Source organism: Sphaerisporangium rubeum, assembly GCF_014207705.1.
Lineage (GTDB): Bacteria > Actinomycetota > Actinomycetes > Streptosporangiales > Streptosporangiaceae > Sphaerisporangium > Sphaerisporangium rubeum.
Genome location: NZ_JACHIU010000001.1, coordinates 4897874 through 4916001, shown reverse-complemented (window position 1 = coordinate 4916001; position 18128 = coordinate 4897874). Strand labels below are relative to the sequence as shown.

Genomic DNA, 18128 nt, shown 5'->3' with positions numbered 1-18128 from the left:
TCCGTTGGCAGGCTTGAACTGGGACAGATCGAAGCGGGAAGTCATGATGGCGGTTGCCGCCACTGAGCATCGGCTGGAAGAGGCCATGCTCAAGGACGTGGAGTTACTGGGTCACTCCGGTTTCGGAGGCGATCCGGAGGCCCGCGACGACTACCGAGATTTCCGGCAGTCACTCAAGGAGCAACTTTACGGTGCCGCGCCGACGACGCGTACGAACGGTCCGAGTAAGCAGAAGTCATCCGCGAAGCGCCAGCCCGTCACCCCTGCCCGGAAAGCGTCTCCCACGAAACGCGGCCGTTCCGCACCTGTCACGCCGCCAGATCCGTCGACTTCGTCGAAAAGTCCGGACCTGCAGCTGAATCGGTTGCTGGAACAGATCGGGAGGGCCAGACGGGAGAACAAGTACGCGCGCGTGCTCGGCCTGTGCGGTACCGCGATAAGTATTCTCGACCATGTTCAGCGCAGACGTGCCGACAAAGTGCGGCCGATCATCAAGGCGCACATGGCCTGGGCCAAGGCGAACATGAACGCCGATAACGCGAAGAAGCTCTTTATTCGTCGCGGTTGAAGAGAATGGGTGCTGACCGATCAGAGAAAGTGTTTATCCGGCTTCGAGGCGCGTCTGGTGGCGCTCGCCGACGAGCACCGGTATCTGTTCAGCCACGCGACTCTGCCCTCGACTGCCGGACCGTCCGGCGTGCGCCTAGGCTCGTCGGTCATGGACTGGGTGGAGCGGGTCGCGGGGATCCGGCGGTGGGTTCGGGATGGGGAGCGTGCGCCGCACAAGCCGCTGCTCTTGCTGTACGCGCTCGGGTGTTTCCAGCGGCGCGGTGGGGAGCCGATCGCGTTCAGTGCGGCGGAAGCGGATCTGCGGCACCTGCTCAAGGAGTTCGGGCCGCCGCGTGAGACCAGTCCGGGGTATCCGTTCCACCATCTGACCAGCGACGGGGTGTGGCTGGTGGACACGGTGAATGGAGCGGGTAGCCCGGGGTCGGGACTTGGACGGTTACGGGAGTCGCAGGCGGTGGGACGGTTGCACCCCGACTTGCTGCGGGCTCTGACGGACGACTCGCAGCTTGTGGTGCGGCTCGCGCGGCAGTTGCTCGACGCGAACTTCGCGCCGTCGTTACATCCGGACATCTGCCGGTTCGTGGGTCTCGAACTGGACGGTGTGGAGCTGGTGCCGAGGAGAACGGCGAGAGTGCGGCGGGGGGCTGAGTTCCGGGATCAGGTGCTCATGGCGTACGAGTACCGGTGTGCTTTCTGTGAGTACGACGGCCGGCTCGGGGGAGCGGTGGTGGGGTTGGACGCGGCGCATGTGCGGTGGTGGGCTTTCGAAGGGGCTGATGAGCTCGCCAATGGGTTGTGTCTGTGTGCCATACACCACAAGTTGCTCGACAAGGGGGTGCTGGGGGTCACCGCGGAGCGGACGATCGCGGTGTCGATGCGATTCACCGGCGACTCCGCGGCGGCGAAGGCCATGGTGTTGTCACTGGTGGGACGTCCGGTGCGGGGGCCGCAGGCCGGTCTACGAGCGGTCGATCGCGCCAACATCGAGTGGCACGATCGGCAGGTGTTCCACGCGCCGGCGCGTCACGCGTAGCCGTTCAGATGAGCAGCCGGGTGAACGCTTCGGGGGTCACGATGGGGATGCCGTAGGCGCGGGCTTTGCGAGCTTTGCCGGACAGGGAGTCAGGGTCGGCGGCGATCACCAATCGGACTTTTTTCGTCACGTTCGCGTGGGGGACGTAACCGGCTTGGCGGGCCCGGTTCTCCCAGGTCTCGCGGCCTTCGGTCATCTCGCCGGTGAAGACGACGAGGTCTCCCTCGCGTAAGGCGAAGCGGGGTGACGCGGAAGGGGTGCGGGTGGCGGTTTCGGTCAGGGCCTCGTCGGTGGCTGAGGCGGGGAGGTGCAGGAGGCCCGCGATGAGGTCGAGTTCGTGGCGCTCTTCAGAAGTGACTACGCCGTCGGCGAGGGCTGCTTGGGCCAGGGTGAGCAGGTAGTCGCGGTGGAGGCGGTCGAGCTCGGCTCGGCACAGGCCGAGGGTGGTGGCGAGGTCGACCAGAGCGTCGGCTTCGGACGCGGAGATGTGGTGGTCGAGGAGGACCTGGTCGAGTAGAGCTAAGTACGTGGTGGCTTGGACGGGTTGGGCCGCCTGGGGGACGCGGTCGAGGATGCGGGCCAGGAAGTGGTGCTGCCGTTCGGCGGACACACCGCGGCGTACCCACGGAGCGTCACCACCGGCGTACGGCGGCCACTCGGCGGCGGCGCAGGAGGTGAGCGCGGCCGGCCAGGGGGAGTGGGGGCGGGACAGGTCGAGGTAGTGGCGCAGGAGGGCCGCGGCGGCGTGTGCGTCGATGAGTGCGTCGTGGTGGCCGTCGAGGGGGATGTCGGCGATGGCGCAGCAGCCGGCCAGGTTGCGCGGCGCGTGTGGCAGGAAGCGCTGCGCCTCCGCCATGGTGCACACACCGACGACGCCGAGCAGGGGGGTCGTCACACCGATGCGGGTGAACTCGGCGTCCAGGAACCCGGTGTCGAAGCTGAGGTTGTGCCCCACCGGCACCCGGCCGCGCAGCAGCCCGGCGACCGCACCGGCGATCTCTTTGAACGTCGGCGCGTGACGGATGTCGGCGGCACTGATGCCGTGGATGCGCTGCGGCCCGAGGTCACGTTCCGGGTTGACCAGGGTGCTCCATTCACCGGTCACCCGGCCGTCGAGGTCGGTGTGCACGACACCGATCTCGATGACCCGGTCATGCCACGAGGCCCGCAAGCCCGTGGTCTCGACGTCGATCACCGAGTAACCGGCCGGACTGCTCGTCATCTGCCGCCTCCCTCACCACGACTCACCCGGAAGATGGCACGCGGATACGGATCATGCGGCGGGACGGCGTAAGTGTGATTGTCCCGTTACGCAGAGACGCGGACCGGGGGCCGTCCCGCCGGTCGTGTGCCGGCGGGACGGCCATGGTCGGCGGGGTCAGATCTCCTCGACGCTGCTCGGTTCGCGGCGGGAGAGGTCGATGCCGAGTTCTTCGGCGGCGCGGAAGACGTCCTCGTCGGTGTCGCGGAGCTCGATGGACATGCCGTCGCTGCTGAGGACCTCGACGTTGAGGCACAGGGACTGCATCTCTTTGATGAGGACCTTGAAGGACTCGGGGATGCCGGGTTCGGGGATGTTCTCGCCTTTGACGATGGCTTCGTAGACCTTCACGCGGCCTGCCACGTCGTCGGACTTGATGGTGAGGAGTTCCTGGAGTGCGTAGCCGGCGCCGTAGGCCTCCAAAGCCCAGACTTCCATTTCGCCGAAGCGCTGGCCGCCGAACTGGGCCTTACCGCCTAGGGGTTGCTGGGTGATCATGGAGTAGGGGCCGGTGGAGCGTGCGTGGATCTTGTCGTCGACCAGGTGGAGGAGTTTCAGGATGTAGATGTAGCCGACGGCGATGGGGTGGGGGTACGGCTCGCCGGAGCGGCCGTCGAACAGGCGGGCCTTGCCGCTGGCGGCGACCATTCGCTCGCCGTCGCGGTTGGGGATGGTGTTGTCGAGGAGGCCGATGATCTCGTCTTCGTGTGCGCCGTCGAAGACCGGGGTGGCCATGGTGGTGCGGGGTTCGACCCGTTCGAGGCCTTTGGTGCGGAGGTGGTCGGCCCAGGCGGACTCGACGCCGGAGATGTCCCAGCCGCGGGAGGCGATCCAGCCGAGGTGGGTCTCCAGGACCTGGCCGACGTTCATGCGGCCGGGAACGCCTAGCGGGTTGAGGATGATGTCGACGGGGGTGCCGTCCTCGAGGAACGGCATGTCCTCGATGGGGAGGATCTTGGAGATGACTCCCTTGTTGCCGTGGCGGCCGGCCAGCTTGTCGCCTTCGGTGATCTTGCGTTTCTGTGCGACGTAGACCCGGACCAGGTCGTTCACGCCAGGCGGCAGGTCGTCGCCGTCCTCGCGGGAGAAGACGCGGACGCCGATGACGCGGCCCTGCTGGCCGTGGGGGACCTTCAGGGAGGTGTCGCGGACCTCGCGGGCCTTCTCGCCGAAGATGGCGCGCAGCAGGCGCTCCTCGGGGGTCAGCTCGGTCTCACCCTTCGGGGTGACCTTGCCGACCAGGATGTCGCCGGGGACGACCTCGGCGCCGATGCGGATGATGCCGCGCTCGTCGAGGTCGGCCAGCACCTCCTCGGAGACGTTCGGGATGTCCCGCGTGATCTCCTCGGGGCCGAGCTTGGTGTCACGAGCGTCGACCTCGTGCTCCTCGATGTGGATCGAGGACAGCACGTCGTCCTGCACCAGGCGCTGCGACAGGATGATCGCGTCCTCGTAGTTGTGACCCTCCCACGGCATGAACGCCACCAGCAGGTTCTTGCCGAGCGCCATCTCACCGTCGTCGGTGCACGGGCCGTCGGCGATGACCTGGCCGGTCTCGACGCGGTCGCCTTCGCGCACGATGGGCTTCTGGTTGAAGCTGGTGCCCTGGTTGGAGTGCTTGAACTTCGCGAGCCGGTGGGTCGTGGTGGTGCCGTCGTCGTGCGCGACGGTGATGTAGTCGGCGCAGACCTCCTCGACGACGCCGGGCTTGGCGGCGGTGACGACGTCGCCGGTGTCGGTGGCGGCGCGGTACTCCATGCCGGTGCCGACCAGCGGGGCCTCGCTCCTGAGCAGCGGCACCGACTGGCGCATCATGTTGGCCCCCATGAGCGCGCGGTTGGCGTCGTCGTGCTCCAGGAACGGGATCATGGCGGTCGCGACCGACACCATCTGGCGCGGCGACACGTCCATGTAGTGCACCTCGGCGGAGCGGACGTACTCGAACTCGCCGCCTTTGGTGCGGACCAGGACGCGCCGCTCGGCGAAGTCGCCGCCGGGGGTCAGCGGTGAGTTGGCCTGCGCGATGACGTACCGGTCCTCCTCGTCGGCGGTCAGGTAGTCGATCTGCTCGGTCACCTTGCCGTCCACGACCTTGCGGTACGGCGTCTCGATGAAGCCGAACGCGTTGAGCCTGGCGAAGCAGGCGAGGTAGCCGATGAGGCCGATGCTCGGGCCTTCGGGGGTCTCGATGGGACACATGCGGCCGTAGTGGGACGGATGTACGTCACGCATCTCCATGTTGGCCCGCTCGCGCGACAGGCCGCCGGGGCCGAGCGCGGACAGGCGGCGCCGGTGCGTCAGGCCGGACAGGGGGTTGGTCTGGTCCATGAACTGCGACAGCTGCGAGGTGCCGAAGAACTCCTTCATGGACGCCACGAGCGGACGGATGTTGATCAGCGTCTGCGGGGTGATCGCCTCGACGTCCTGCGTGGTCATGCGCTCGCGGACGACGCGTTCCATGCGGGCCAGGCCCAGCCGTACCTGGTTCTGGACCAGCTCGCCGACGTTGCGCACGCGGCGGTTGCCGAAGTGGTCGATGTCGTCGACCTCAAGCGGCAGGTCCTCGGTCGCCTGGTCTCCGGCGTGCAGCCGCACGAGGTACTCGACCGCGGCGACGATGTCGTCCTCGGTGAGCACGGTCTCGGTGATGGCGGCGTCGAGCGCCAGCTTTTTGTTGATCTTGTACCGGCCGACCTTGGCCAGGTCGTACCGCTTGGGGGTGAAGAAGAGGTTCTGCAGCAGGGCCTGCGCCGACTCCTTGGTCGGCGGCTCGCCGGGCCGCAGCTTGCGGTAGATGTCGATCAGCGCGTCGTCCTGGCCGGTGATGTGGTCCTTCTCCAGGGTGGCGCGCATCGACTCGAACCGGCCGAAACGCTCAAGGATCTGGTCGTTGGTCCACCCGAGGGCCTTGAGCAGCACCGTCACCGGCTGCTTGCGCTTGCGGTCGACGCGGACCCCGACGCTGTCGCGCTTGTCGATCTCGAACTCCAGCCAGGCACCCCGCGAGGGGATGATCCGGCAGCCGTACAGGTCCTTGTCGGTGGTCTTGTCGGTGGTGCGCTCGAAGTACACCCCCGGCGAACGGGTGAGCTGCGACACCACGACACGTTCTGTGCCGTTGACGACGAACGAGCCTTTTCGCGTCATGAGCGGGAAATCACCCATGAACACCGTCTGGCTCTTGATCTCACCGGTGGTGTTGTTGACGAACTCGGCCGTGACGAACAGCGGCGCGGCGTACGTCATGTCCTTGTCCTTGCATTCGTCCACCGTGTACTTGGGTGGCTCGAAGCGGTGGTCGCGGAACGACAGCGACATGGTGCCGGCGAAGTCCTCGATGGGACTGATCTCCTCGAAGACCTCTTCCAGGCCGGACTGCGCGGGAACGTCCCGGCGTCCGGCCTCAAGGGCCGCCTCGACCCTGGCCCGCCACCGGTCGTTGCCGAGCAGCCAGTCGAAGGACTCGATCTGCAGAGCGAGAAGGTTGGGGACTTCGAGCGGCTCCTGGATGCGCGCGAACGAGACGCGGCGGGGACCGGCGGGAACGCGGACGGCATTGCGCGAGGCTGCCAACAGGTGTGTCCTTCCGAGGGCAGGCGGCGGACTGACTCCACGCATGCCGGACGACCTCGCGCATAGACGGGGTCGCCAGAAAGAGAAACAGCGTGGACGCATGAGCGTACACGCTCCATGCTAATCTGTCCACGCTACCGCGCACCTATTTCCCTCAGGCGCATTTTCATGATGACGTAAGGGGCCGCGTTTGTCAATTCATAATCGCCTCCGCGCGACACCAGGTTCGCCGACGGCGGACCGGCTGAACGACGCCACCCCGGCTGGCACCATAGGCGGGATGAGGGGGAACATGGCGGTACGCAGACTCGACCTCGGGTACTTCATCCGGCCGGCGTCCGAGGCCGGGGGAGCGCAGCCGCGGGTCGAGCCCGTGCTGGCCTACCTGGTGCGGCATGACGACGGGCTGATCCTCTTCGACACCGGCATCGGCGCCGCCGACGCCGGCACGGAGGCGCACTACCGGCCACGGCGCCGGTCACTGCGGGACACGCTGGCCGAAGCGGGGACGAGCGTGGACGACATCACGCTCGTGGTGAACTGCCACCTCCATTTCGACCACTGCGGCGGCAACCCGCTCATGGCAGGCAAACCCATCGTCGTCCAGGCCACCGAGCTGGCCACGGCCCGCGCCGGCCGGTACACCGTGGACGCGCTCGTCGACTTCCCCGGCGCCGTCTACGAGGAGCTCACCGGGGAGACCGAGATCCGGCCCGGCGTCTTCGTCGTCCCGACCCCCGGCCACACCGACGGCCACCAGTCATTGGTGTTGCGCCGTCCCGACGGGACCGTGGTGCTGGCGGGGCAGGCGCACGATTTCGCGTCGCACTACGCGTCCGATCATCAGGCCCGGCAGGCGACCCTGCACGGCGCGGCGGCGCCGCTGCCGTCCTACCGGCCCTGGCTGGAACGGCTCGCCGAGTTCGACCCGAGGCGCGTGCTGTTCGCGCACGACTGCTCGGTGTGGGAGCCGTCAGCCATCGGCTTCTAGACCGCCGGCGAGGATCTCGTCGAACACGGCGTACGCGGTGGCGTCGAACAGGACGAAACGCACTTCCTGCACCTGCGACGGTGTGGCGCGCACGGTGCCGATCGCGATGCGGGCCGCGTCGCGCATGGGCCAGCGGTAGATGCCGGTCGAGATCGCGGGAAAGGCGACGGTGGCCGCCGCCAGCTCGTCCGCGACGCGCAGCGACTCGCGGTAACACGAGGCCAGCACGTGCGAGCGGTCGTCTGTGGCGGAGTGGACGGGGCCGACGGTGTGGATGACCGAACGCGTCGCGAGCCTCCCCGCGGTGGTGGCGACGGCCAGTCCCGCCGGCAACCCCTGCGGGTACGCCGACGCGCGCAGCCGCCGGCACTCCGCAGGATCTCCGGCCCGCCGCGCCGGTGGATCGCGCCGTCGACCCCGCCGCCACCGAGGAGCGAGGAGTTGGCGGCGTTGACGATGGCGTCGACCCGCTGATCGGTGATGTCCCCCTGCGCCAGGGTGACCCTCATGTGTCCTCCCACGTCGTCAACCCTGAAGTCCCGTTCTGGCCGGAGAGGGACCCCCCAAACGTGGGGGGTGCGGGACGCCGGCACCCCACGATCGTGGGATGGGACGCCGGCCCTCGCGTCGGCACTCTTGAGGCAGAAGGAAAGCCGTACCAAGAAAAGGAACAAAACGGTGTCTGCCACCTCATCGCCGTACTTGGAAGACCTGCGCACACGCCTGGAGGGCTCACTGGTCCTCCCCGGCGACCCCGGCTGGGACACCGCGAGAACGGCCTGGCAACTGGCCGCCGACCAGCGGCCGGTCGCCGTGGTCATCGCGCGGTCCGCCGCGGACGTCGCCGCCACGATCGACACCGCCGTGGCGTCGGGCCTGCGGCTGGCGCCGCAGGGAAGCGGTCACGGCGCCACTCCGCTCGGACCGCTGGACGACACGATCCTGCTGCGCACCGTGGAGATGTCGGGGGTGCACATCGACCCCGTGCGCCGCCGCGCCACCGTGGGGGCCGGCGTGCTGTGGGCCGAGGTCACCGCGACCGCGGCCGAGCACGGGCTGACCGCGCTGAGCGGCAGCGCCGCCGACGTCGGCGTCGTCGGGTACACCCTCGGCGGCGGCCTGTCGTGGTTCGCGCGTTCGCACGGCCTGGCCGCCAACCACGTGACGGCCGCCACGGTGGTCACCGCCGACGGCCGCGTCCTGCGGGTGGACGCCGACAACGAACCCGAGCTGTTCTGGGCCCTGCGCGGCGGCGGCGGCGCGTTCGCGGTGGTCATCGAGCTGGAGTTCGCCTTGTTCCCCATCACCGAGGTGTACGCGGGGGCCATGTTCTGGCCGATCGAGCACGCCGAGGCCGTGCTGGCCCGGTGGCGCGACTGGACCCGCACCGTGCCTGACGCGGTCACCTCGCTCGGCCGCTTCCTGCGCTTCCCCCCGGTGGAGATGATCCCCCCGCCGTTCCGCGGCCGTTCCCTGGTCGCCATCGAAGTGGTCGCGCAGCTCGACCCGCAGACCGCCGCCGAACTGCTCGCACCCCTGCGCGAACTCACCCCCGAGCTCGACACCGTCGCACCCACCCCCGTCACCAAGCTGGAACTGCTGCACATGGACCCGCCGGGCCCCACCCCCGGAGTCGGCGACGGCTTCCAGCTCACCGCGCTCCCCGACGAGGCCCTCGCCGCGCTCCTCGCCGCGGCCGGCCCGGGTGCCGACCTCCCGCTGTTGTCGGTGGAGGTCCGCCACCTCGGCGGAGCCCTCACCCCCGGCGCGTCAGAAGGCGGCGCCGTCTCCTCCCTCGACGCCGCCTTCGCCGTGTTCTCGGTCGGCCCGATGTTCGACCCCGCGTTCGCCCCCGCTCTCAACGCCGCGGTGGACTCCGTGGCCGCCGCGCTGGCCCCCTGGCGCGCGCGCACCTCCTACCGCAACTTCACCGAACGCCGCACCGACGACCTGGTCTTCGACACCGACGTCGTCCACCGCCGCCTGCAGAACGTCAAGAAGACCTACGACCCCCTGGACGTCATCCGCGCCGGCCACCCGATCCGTCCCGCCGGCTGACGGACCGAGGGGACGCCGGCCCGCCGTGGACGGCCGTGCCATTGGGGGACGAGGGCCGGTGTCGTTCCGCCGGGTCTCGATGCGCGGCCGTTCCCGGCCCTTCGGTGCCTGAGGGATCCCGTCCGTCCGGTCGCTGAAAAGGTTCTTTACATAGATATAGACGTTATGTGATGCTCACCCTGTTTACCAAACATAGGTGCGAAAGGTTGCAGGGTGGAATTTCGATGGAGACAATTAAATTCACGTGCCAGAGCGCGCCATCGCGTCGCCTTGATCGCCATGTTGACCATGCCTCTGTCGTTGGCGAGCGTCCCCGCGTCGGCGCGGCAGGACTCCTCGCCACCTCCCGCTTCCTCCACGCCGGCCGCGACTCCGAAGGCTCGCGAGAGCGCACCCGGCACCGCTGCCGGTAAGGCACTGGCGCAAGCCAAAAAGGATAAACGGCGGGTCGAGATAGAGTCGCTGCGGTCGGAGAGCGCCACCTTCTATGCCAATCCCGACGGCAAGACGATCCGGATGGAATTACACAGCAAACCGATCCGCGTCAAAATCTCCGGCGACAATAATTTCACGCCGATCGACACCACTCTCGTCGAGGCGGACGGCGTCATCAGGCCGAAGGCCGCCAAGGGGAACCTCGTCCTGTCCGCCGGCCGGGACAAGACCCTGTTGAAGAGCCGCGCGGCCGGTGAGACGGCGACGATCACCACACCGTCGGCGCTGCCGGAGCCCCGGCTGAAGGGGGACACCGCCACGTACCCCGGCGCCTACGGCAAGGGCCGCGACCTGGTGGTGACCGCGAACCCCGCCGGGTTCCAGCAGCGGATCACCATCGCCGAACGGCCGGACGGGCCGGTGTCCTTCCGCGTCCCTGTGGACCTGCCGAAAGGCCTGTCGTTCAAGAAGGACGCCGCCGGCCGGCCCGTCATCGTCGGCAAGGACGGCAAGACGCTGACCGAGGTGCGGCCGACCCCGGTGCGCGACGCCAGGGCCGCCGACGCCGCCGCTCCGATCGACGCGGGCAAGGTCGGCAAGGCCGCGGTCACGCTCGCCGGCGACGGCAGGACCCTGGTGTTCACACCGGACGCCGCGTTCCTGGCCGACCCGGCGGTCACCTTCCCCGTGACGCTGACCGCGGCGGTGTCGGACTGGTGGGAGGGGCACACCGGCCAGTGGCAGCTCGGCGGCATGGACACCTTCGTCAACAACGCCGACTACCCCGACAGCTGGGACAACTTCAGCCTGGACCGCATCCTGGTCGGCAAGTCCAACAGCGGATCGGTCCGCTGGCGCGGCTACCTGCGGTTCCCCGACATCCCGGACGAGTTCGCCGGCAGCACGGTGCAGAACGCCGACCTGATCCTCTGGAACTACTACTCCAACGCCTGCGGGCTGTCGGTCGGGTCCGGCATCACGGCGCGGCGCGTCACATCGAGCTGGGACGAGCTGACGCTCCACTGGAACAGCCAGCCGACCGTCACCAGCGCCGGCGCGGACAGCGAGTACGGCGCGTACAGCGACACCGGATGCTCCGGCTCGATGGCCCACGCCTGGGACCTGGTCCACTCGCTGGACGACATCGTCCAGGCGTGGGTGGACGGCCAGCCCAACTACGGCATCCAGCTCACGGCCGGCAACGAGTCCGACCAGACCAACTGGCGGCGCTACCGGACCGACGAGGCCGGGGGCTGCAAGTCGGCGCCGCTGCAGGACTGCCAGGGACGGCTCCACCCGCCGATCCTCACCGTCGACTTCCTGCCTCGGAAGCTGAAGCTGGCCTACTTCTCCGAGGTGGGCCCGCGGCGTACGACCCACCCGAGCCTCGCCGAGTTCGCCGCCAAGGGAGAGGTACTGGAGGAGGGTGAGACCCCCGAGACCGGCGACCTCACCGACGAGGAACTGCAGGCCATGATGGAGGAGCAGAGCGTCCCTGCCGAAGTCGGTCCCGACGACCTGCTCCATCAGCCCGACGACGACCAGTGGCTGGAACCTGAGGGCCAGGACCAGACGCCGCCGACGGTGACCGGCACGTCGCCGGCGGACGGCGCGACGCTGGTGCCGCGCGACACGACGGTGCGGGCCGTGTTCAGCGAACCTGTCTGGGACGCGGAGGTGTCCGTCACGGACGGCGCGGGGACGGCGGTCACCGGGACCGTCTCACTCCCCGACGGAAGCGCCGAGCCGGTGTTCACCCCGGCGGCGCCGCTGGCCGAGGGTGCCACCTACACCGTGGAGATCACCGACGCCTACGACGACGAGGGCAACGCGATGGCCCCGTACTCGTGGTCCTTCACCACGTCGCCACCCGCGGCGGGACACTGGAAGCTGGACGAGGGCCAAGGGGCCACGGCCGCCGACTCCTCCGGTCGCGGTCGCGACGCGACGCTGACCGGCACAGCGGGGTGGGTACCCGGCAAGATCGGCGAGGCGCTGTCGAACGAGCCGGCGCAGGCCCGTCTCACGGCGTCACGCGAGGCCGTACGCAGGTCGAGCCCGGTGGAGGTCCCTGAGGAGACCACCGAGTCCAGCGTGACGTACGCGCTCCCCGACGGCAGGACGTACCGGACCGACATCGCCGCGGGCCCCGTGCGGACCCGGCAGGCCGGCAAGTGGGTGCCGATCGACTCCACCTTGGTGGCGGCGGACGGCGTGCTGCGGCCCAGGGCCGGGGTAGCCGGAGTGGAGTTCTCCCTTGGAGGCAAGGGGGTGTTCGCGAAACTCGTCCGTCCGGACGGTACGGAGTTCGCGCTGGAATGGCCCGGCGTCCTGCCCCGGCCCCAGGTGAAGGGCGACGTCGCCACCTACGTCGACGCCGCAGGTCCGGGGGCGGACCTCGTGGTGACCGCGCTGAGCACCGGCTTCCGTCACGACGTGGTCCTGCGGCGACGTCCCGCGTCGGCCGTGGAGTACCGTCTGCCGGTCCGCACCGACGGCCTGACGCTGAGCGAAGGCGGTGACGGCGGACTGCGACTGGTGACCCCCAAGGGGAAGACGGCCGCGTCGGCCCCCAAGCCGGTCATGTGGGACACCGGTACCGCGGGCAAGCCCGGCCGGAGAAAAGGCGAGATCGTCACCGAGCTGGTCGCGGAGAACGGCCGCCAGGTCCTGGTGCTGCGGCCGGACGCCGCGTTCCTGGCCGACCCGGCGACGAAGTACCCGGTGATCGTGGACCCGACGACGACCCTGCCGACGCTCTCCGATGTGTGGATCAGCGACTACGGCGTCACCGGAGCGCTCACGCAATCGGACGACACGCTGTGGGTCGGGACGTACACCGAGGACGGTGTACCCGGGGTCGAGCGCGCGTACCTGAAGTTCGACACCACCGCCATCACCGGTGCGAACGTCTCCGCGGCGACGCTGAGTCTGAACCGCGTCGGCGCCATCGGCTGTGGCGACTCCTCCTCGGGGATCCGGGCCCAGCGCGTCACCGCCGGCTGGACCCCCGGCGCCATCACCTGGTCGAACAAGCCCGCGACGACATCGGCCGGTGAGCAGACCCTCAGCGACTTCACGACGTGCGGTGCGACGGGGACGGCGAGCTGGAACGCGTCGGCCTTCGCGCAGGCCTGGGCCACGGGCTCACCGAACTACGGGATCATGCTGCGTGGCGTGGACGAGACCGTGGTGGGACGGCCCTACTACGACCGGGGATTCGAGTCCAACGAAGGCGCCACCAAGCCCAGCCTGAGCGTCACCTACACCCTCGGCTCCGCTCCGGCGGTCGCCGATCCGGTGGTGCTGCCTGCCGCGACGGTGTCCGGCACTACCACGGCGACCTCGCTGACGCCGCAACTGGCCGCCACCGTGTCCGACACGGTGAACGGGTCGCTGACCGCCGAGTTCGAGGTCGAGCACGACCCGGCGGACACCACCGGCGGCACGGGCTCCATCTGGGCCGGCTCGGTCACAGCCGTGACCTCCGGCTCGGTGGCCGCGCTGACCGTACCCCCCGGCACGCTGCTGGCCGGCCAACTGGTCCGCTGGCGGGTGCGCGCGGTCAATCCGGGACAGTCGACGTCCTCCGTGTGGTCGTCCTGGCGGACGATGAGGATCAACCCCGCCGCGGCACCCGCACCGGTGAGCTCCCCGCTGGCGCACTGGAAACTGGACGAGACCACGGGAACGACCGCGGCCGACGCGACCGGCGGCCCCTACCCGGCCACCCTCGGCGGCACGGCCGCGTGGTCCGGCGGCCTGTTCGGCGGTGCGATGACCGGCGGTGGCGCGTCCACCTCGGGTCCCGTGCCGCGTACCGACCAGAGCTTCACGATCTCGGCCTGGCTGCGGCTGGCGGACGACACCGGCGCGTACGAGATGGCCCGTCAGATGGGGAACGTCAAGCCTGCGTTCTCCCTCGGGACCAACCCGTCGACCAGACAACTGGAGTTCCTCGTCCACACCGGCGACAGCTCCACGGCCACCGCCAACGGCGTGCGCGCCGGAACGGTTCCGGTGAAACGCTGGTTCCACGTGACCGGCGTCTACGACCGTACGGCCGGACGGGTCACCCTCTACCGTGACGGGCAGTCGATCGGCACCAGCACCGTTCCCGCGACGTGGAATGCCGCGGGGCCGCTCACCTTCGGCCGTGTGCTCAACGGCGCGCTGGACGACGTCCGCGTGTACCAGAAGGCGCTGAGCGCCACCGAGGTCGCCGCGATCACGGCGGGCAGCCCGGCACCGGATCGCACCCCGGTCATCTCGCAGCTCCAGACCGACCCCGGCACGCCGGTCACCACGACCACCCCCACGCTGAAGGCCCGGGTGTCGGAACCCGGCGGTCAGGCGCTCCGCGCGGAGTTCCAGGTGGAACGCGACCCGGCGGAAGGCGGCGGCTCGCTGTGGACGACCGGCAAGGACAATGTCGCCTCCGGCGCCGACGCGACCGTCACGGTTCCCACCGGGGTGCTCTCGGACGGCTGGTCGGTGCGCTGGAGGGCTCGGGCCGTACGCGGCGCGACGAGTTCTCCCTGGTCGTCCTGGCAGACGTTCACCGTCGACGTGCCGAAGCCGGCGATCGCCGGGCTCCAGGCGGTTCCCTCCGCCGTGGTCGGCGGCGTGACGGTGACGACCACGCTCACCCCGGCGCTGCGTGGCACCGTCTCCGAGCCAGGAGCGGGGCAGGTCCGCGCGGAGTTCCAGATCGAGCACGACCCCGGCCAGGGCACCGGGCCGATCTGGGCCGGTACCAGCTCCGATGTGGCGTCCGGCCAGATGGCACAGGTGACCGTTCCCACCGGTGCGCTGACGGACGGACAGCAGGTGCGCTGGCGAGCACGGGCCGTCGCGGCCGGCACGTCGGCGACCTCCGGCTGGTCGGCCTGGCGGACGCTCACGGTGGACGTCCCCGGTGACGGGACCGCGCCGGTCATCGACCTGCTCCAGGTCGCGCCGTCCGCGGTGAACGGCGGCACCGTGGTGACCGATTCACCGGCCCCGGCCCTGATCGGCCGGGCCTTCAGCCCGGACGGCGGCGCCGCGCGTGCCGAGTTCGAGGTGGAACACCACCCGGACGCACCCGCGGGTCAGGGTACGGGACAAATCTGGACCGGTGCGGCCGACGACGTCGCCTCAGGCGGACAGGCGTCGGTGACCGTGCCGGCCGGGACGCTCAAGGACGGTCACCTGGTCAGGTGGCGCGCACGCCTGGTCGCCGCACCGGGGACCTCGCCGTGGTCGCCGTGGCGGGATCTGTCGGTGGAACTCGCCGACCCCGTCATCGCGCAGTTGCGGGTGGACCCGTCGGAGACGGTGGGGGCCAAGACCGTCACCACGTCGCTGACGCCGGCCCTGAAAGCCCAGGTCAGCGACCCGTACGGCGCCGGCACGCATGCCGAGTTCGAGCTGGAGCACGACCCCGGAGCCCCCGCTGGTCAGGGATCGGGGCTCATCTGGAGCGGCGGATCCGCCGACGTCGCCTCCGGCTCCGACGTCTCGGCCGCCGTCCCCGGCGGCGAGCTGTCGGACGGCTGGCAGGTGCGCTGGCGAGCGCGTGCGGTCACCCCGAGCGCCACGTCCGCGTGGTCGCCGTGGCAGGACCTCACCGTGGACATCGTGCAACCCGGTGAGGAACCGCTGGCCGCCACGTCCCAGGCCGTCGTGGACACCGGCCGGAGCTACTCTGTCGCGGCATGGCTGCGTTGGGACGACAAGGACGGCGCGTACACGGTCGCCGAGCAGAGAGGCACCCACCAGGCGCCGTTCCGCCTCGGCAACGACCCCGACGCCGGCCTGGTCTTCACCTTGACCAGCGCCGACAGCGCCTCGGCCACCGTCGCCGGAGTGCTCTCCGGAGTCGAACCACCGGTCGGCGAGTGGTTCCACCTGGCCGGTGTCTACGACGCCGGCACCGGGACCGCCACCCTCTACAAGGACGGGACGGTGATCGGGTCGCAGGTGATCGGTTTCCCCGCGTGGAACGCCGCGGCCCCGATGACCCTCGGGACGAGCATGCGCGGCGGCATCGACGACGTGCGTGTCTACCAGGCCGCGCTGAAGGCCGCCGAGGTCGACGGCCTGTACGACGCGGCCGCGGCGCCGGCGTTCGTCGCGGCGTCCGGCATCAGCGTGGCGCGGCCGGCCTCGGCCGCTCCCGCGTCGCGGGCCGCCGGGCCGGTGACGACCGCGGCGGCGACCACCTTCCCCTACGGTCGCAAGACGTTGCAGCAGTGCGAGGACATGCGGGAGGCGGCCGACGACGGTGTCCTGCAGTTCGAGGACTACTGGCGTCCGTACACCTTCTGCGCCAGCCGCCACCACTATTTCTCCTGGTTCATCCCGACGGTCGACGACGGGGACATCGACGGAATAGAGGTCAGGACACTCACCTTCTCCGCCACAGTCGTCGCGCACTCTTACCTCGGCACCTGGAAGCCCGAGAATTCGACCGTCCCGAGTGGGGTGACGCCTGACGGCGGCGGGGTGAACCGGCATCCGAACGACCTCGCCGTATGGGTGCGTATCGACGACGTCGACTGCTACGACGACAACGGTGGCTGCGACGAGATCATGTCGCTCAAGGTGTTCCACCATCCGCTGCGGCTAGGCGGCCAGTGCCAGATCATCCACGGTACGTCCGAGGCGGAGGACCGCCACGGCGAGCGGATATTCCAGGTGCAGAACAGGATTGGCCGATGGGAGGACCTCGGGGACGACGGCCACTACGAGCACTTCGTCTACCGGTCGTTCAACACCGACAGCAACAGCTACCACCATCTGAGCAAGTGCCACATCCGGCCGTGGATCGAGGTCGAGGCGCTGGACATGGACCCCACCGACCCCGGGAGGAAGGTCTTTTCCGTCGCGCTGTGGGACCGGCCGAAGCACGCGAACGGCCTCAGGTACGACAACGGACCGTCCGTCCGCTGTGACCTGTCGCCGAGCTACGTCGCGTACTACGGCGCGTGCGTCTTCAGCCGGGTCAGCAGGGTCTACCAGATGAGGCGCACCGACCCGGCCGGCGCCGCCAAACCCATGAGCCAGGTCGCCAGGCACATCGAGGACACCTGGCGTACGCCGCTGAACACGTTCCCCAAGTACGACTTCCAACGGCCACGGCAACCGATCACCCAGAAGCTGTTCCCGGGTTCGTGGGTACCCGGCGCGGGCCGGTCGACCGCCGCGCTGCACTTCCTCAGCCCGACCGTCAGAACCGACGACGGCAAGTCCACCATCCGCCGGAGGAACAAGGGGATGAAGGACAAGGTCTGCACCAAGGACTTCACCGCAGCGGAACTCGTCGGCAAGGAATGCGACGAGTACCCCTTCTACAGCACATGGGAAGGCGCCGCGCAGGGCTACAAGGGCACTTTCGCAGGGAAGAATCCGACCTGGAACTTCAGCATCAGGCCGGTGGACGTCACGCACAACAAGAACGCGGGGACGGATCTGCAGCTGTTCTACGCGCAGTACCGGTTCTTCAACAATGATCCGTACTGGATATCGATGAACTAGGATGACCGGCCGCCGTGCCATGATCACCATGGCACGGCGGTCTCGCATTCACCGATCCGATGGGACGCACAGTGAAAAGCCCGACCATGCTCTACGACTTCATCCAGGCCTACTGGCCGCCGGCGGAAGACCAGTTCGCGGCGGTCTGGGCCGAAGGACTGAGCGTCACGGAGACCGCGCGGCGGATCGGCGCCGACCTGGACACGGCGACCGTGACGAGCCTGCGCGGCATCGGCAAGGGGCTCGCCGCCGGCCCGCCGGACCCCGAGGCCGGGGTCGTCCTCGTCGGCGAGTGCGGGACCTGGACGCTCACCGTCCAGGTCCAGGGCACGCACATCCTCACCGATCCCGTCATGTCCGCGCTCAGCGCGGACGGCCGCGCGGTGAGCCTCGGTTGGCACGTCAACGGCGGCCACCATGTCACGTACGCGGCCGGCGGGGCCGTCATCGACTCACGGAGCATGAACTCCTACGACCCGGACTGGGTCCCCGAGGCCCTCGCCGCGGACGACCTGACCATGCCGGTCGTGGACGAGGACGAGGACGAGGACGACGTCCCCATTGAGGAGATGATCACCGTCACGCTCGCGCTCATCGGCCGGCTCGTCGGTCAGGAGATCGACGAGGACTGGCTGGAGGACGAGCACACACGCTTCGTCGTCCCCGCCGGTCGTCGCTGAGGCCGC

8 protein-coding genes and 1 pseudogene are annotated in these 18128 nt (G+C 69.4%); 6 read left to right on the top strand and 3 right to left on the bottom strand.

The window, feature by feature from the left end:
* Positions 1-4 precede the first annotated feature (4 nt).
* Both BJ992_RS21130 and BJ992_RS21125 read left to right on the top strand, forming a co-directional pair.
* Entirely contained in the window at positions 5-568 is a 564-nt protein-coding gene (locus BJ992_RS21130; protein ID WP_184983636.1) for a hypothetical protein, read from the top strand.
* A 150-nt stretch (positions 569-718) separates the two neighbouring features.
* On the top strand, positions 719-1603 hold the full coding sequence (locus BJ992_RS21125) for a phosphorothioated DNA-binding restriction endonuclease (protein ID WP_184988639.1): 885 nt from the start codon (positions 719-721) through the stop codon (positions 1601-1603).
* 4 nt (positions 1604-1607) lie between these two features.
* Here BJ992_RS21125 and BJ992_RS21120 read toward each other — a convergent pair whose 3' ends face one another.
* Complete coding sequence (locus BJ992_RS21120) at positions 1608-2825, bottom strand: exonuclease domain-containing protein (protein ID WP_184983635.1); 1218 nt, start codon at positions 2823-2825, stop codon at positions 1608-1610.
* A 156-nt stretch (positions 2826-2981) separates the two neighbouring features.
* A complete protein-coding gene (gene rpoB / locus BJ992_RS21115) occupies positions 2982-6437 on the bottom strand; it encodes a DNA-directed RNA polymerase subunit beta (protein WP_221474914.1) in 3456 nt (1151 codons plus the stop codon).
* Positions 6438-6729: 292 nt separating this feature from the next.
* On the opposite strand from rpoB, the gene BJ992_RS21110 reads away from it, so the two are divergent.
* Complete coding sequence (locus tag BJ992_RS21110; protein WP_221474913.1) at positions 6730-7428, top strand: N-acyl homoserine lactonase family protein; 699 nt, start codon at positions 6730-6732, stop codon at positions 7426-7428.
* Here BJ992_RS21110 and BJ992_RS21105 read toward each other — a convergent pair.
* Positions 7411-7937: pseudogene (locus BJ992_RS21105) on the bottom strand (O-acetyl-ADP-ribose deacetylase). The gene BJ992_RS21110 and the pseudogene BJ992_RS21105 overlap by 18 nt on opposite strands.
* Positions 7938-8106: 169 nt before the next feature.
* On the opposite strand from BJ992_RS21105, the gene BJ992_RS21100 reads away from it, so the two are divergent.
* The 3 genes from BJ992_RS21100 (at position 8107) to BJ992_RS21090 (ending at position 18122) form a co-directional block, all read left to right on the top strand.
* Complete coding sequence (locus BJ992_RS21100) at positions 8107-9486, top strand: FAD-binding protein (protein ID WP_221474912.1); 1380 nt, start codon at positions 8107-8109, stop codon at positions 9484-9486.
* 288 nt (positions 9487-9774) lie between these two features.
* Entirely contained in the window at positions 9775-17442 is a 7668-nt protein-coding gene (locus BJ992_RS21095; RefSeq protein ID WP_184983627.1) for a DNRLRE domain-containing protein, read from the top strand.
* Positions 17443-17528: 86 nt separating this feature from the next.
* Positions 17529-18122, top strand: coding sequence for a DUF6461 domain-containing protein (locus BJ992_RS21090; protein ID WP_184983625.1), 594 nt, complete (start codon positions 17529-17531; stop codon positions 18120-18122).
* The last annotated feature ends 6 nt before the right edge of the window (positions 18123-18128 follow it).